This window comes from Dietzia sp. Cai40 (assembly GCF_014145165.1).
Lineage (GTDB): Bacteria > Actinomycetota > Actinomycetes > Mycobacteriales > Mycobacteriaceae > Dietzia > Dietzia natronolimnaea.
This window is the reverse complement of sequence record NZ_JAALEB010000372.1, coordinates 1-1801: the sequence shown is the minus strand read 5'-3', so window position 1 is coordinate 1801 and position 1801 is coordinate 1. Positions and strand designations below refer to the sequence as shown.

At 71.2% G+C, this 1801-nt stretch carries 2 protein-coding genes; one reads left to right on the top strand and one right to left on the bottom strand.

The features are described 5' to 3' along the window. Nucleotides 1-71: 71 nt before the first annotated feature. Nucleotides 72-767, bottom strand: a complete 696-nt coding sequence (gene nth, locus G6022_RS13700) for an endonuclease III (protein ID WP_241731223.1) — start codon at nt 765-767, stop codon at nt 72-74. Between the two features lie 416 nt (nt 768-1183). Here nth and G6022_RS13695 point away from each other — a divergent pair. Beyond that, on the top strand, nt 1184-1801 hold a 618-nt coding region (locus G6022_RS13695), incomplete at its 3' end, for a cyclic nucleotide-binding domain-containing protein (protein WP_182691779.1).

Below are 1801 nucleotides of genomic sequence, written 5' to 3'. Positions count from 1 at the left end.
GGTGGAGACCAGCGCGACGACGACGCCGATCAGCGCCACCAGCGCCACCAGCGACCATCTCAGCGAGGCGCTCACGCGTGCTCCCCCAGCCCGACCAACTCCAACAGGTGGGCGCGCTCGGGTCCCGCCACGAGGCGGGCGGCGGCCACCGGATCGAGCGGGCCGGCCTCGCCCGCGGACGGGCAGTCGTCGACCAGGACACACGCCCCGCAGGCCGCGGTCCTCGCGTGACACACCCGTCGGCCGTGGAAGATGATCCGGTGACTGGCGTCGGTCCATTCCGCGCGCGGGAGCAGCCGCGCCACCTCCCGCTCGATGCGGACCGGGTCGGTGGCCTCGGTCCACCTCCAGCGCGCGACCAGGCGCATGAAATGCGTGTCCACCGTCAGCCCGGGCACGCCGAACGCGTTACCGAGCACCACGTTGGCCGTCTTCCGCCCGAACCCGGGGAGGGTGACCAGGTCCTCGAGCCGACGCGGCACCTCGCCGTCGTACCTCTCCACCAGCGCCGCGCCCAGACCCTGGATGCTGCGTGCCTTGTTGCGGTAGAAACCGGTCGGACGGATCAGCGCCTCCAGCTCCTCGCGGTCCGCGCCCGCGTAGTCCGCGGCCGTGCGGTACCGGGCGAACAGGGCGGGCGTGACCTCGTTGACCCGCTTGTCCGTGCACTGCGCGGACAGGATCGTCGCGACGCTCAGCTCGAGCGGGTCGCGGAAGTCCAACTCGCAGTAGACGTGCGGGAACGCGCTCTCGAGGGTGCGGAGCATGCGCCTGGCGCGGCGGGTGCGCCCGAGGTCGGTTTCCACCCCCCTCGCGGCCACCCCTCGTCTGCGGCGCTTCGTGGAAGCTGGAGCGGGGTCGGGCATGAGTCCACATTACGGCCCGGACCACCCTCGGGTGCGCCGGCCCGCGCGTGCGCGCCGGCCCGCGGGGGTGTTTACTCGGGGTCATGCAGGGAATCCTCGTCGTCCTGGTCCCGGTCCTCCTCGCCGGCTTCGCCCTCCTGATGGACAAGTTCGAGGCCGCCATCCTGGCCGAGCCGGAGAAGATCGAGACCTGACCCACCCCGGTCGCCGCGCGTTGGTCACACCTGGGGCACCGGAACGGCTACAGTGGCTTTCGCCACACGCACGCCATGGCGCGGACCTCGCTCGTCCGCGCCCGAACGGGAGGGTCACAGACTGTGACGATAGATCGCCGCACGGACCAGTCTGCCGACGACGTACTCACCCGGGCCGGCATCTTCCAGGGTGTCGAGCCCGCGGCCGTCTCGGCGCTGCGTGCCGACCTGACCCGCGAGGAGTACTCGAAGGGTGATGTGATCATCCGCGAGGGCGAGCAGGGCGACAGCCTGTACATCGTCACCTCCGGCAAGGTGAAGCTCTCCCGCAAGGCCCCCGACGGCCGCGAGAACCTGCTGTCGATCCTCGGCCCGTCGGACATGTTCGGCGAGCTGTCCATCTTCGACCCGGGCCCGCGGACCTCCTCGGCGGTCTGCGTCACCGACGTCTCCGTCCAGGCCATGGACCGCTCCGCGCTCAAGCGGTGGATCTCCGAGCGTCCCGAGATCTCCGATCAGTTGCTCCGCGTGCTGGCCCGCCGCCTGCGCCGCACCAACAACAACCTGGCCGACCTCATCTTCACCGACGTCCCCGGTCGCGTGGCCAAGGCGCTGCTGCAGCTGGCCCAGCGCTTCGGCACCCAGGAGGGCGCCAACATCCGCGTGACGCACGACCTCACGCAGGAGGAGATCGCCCAGCTGGTCGGCGCGTCCCGCGAGACCGTCAACAAGGCCCTGGCC

What these genes read in the sequence shown, in the direction of transcription:
- nth (WP_241731223.1), bottom strand. Translation starts at nt 767, where the DNA reads ATGCTCCGCACCCTCGAGAGCGCGTTCCCGCACGTCTACTGCGAGTTG.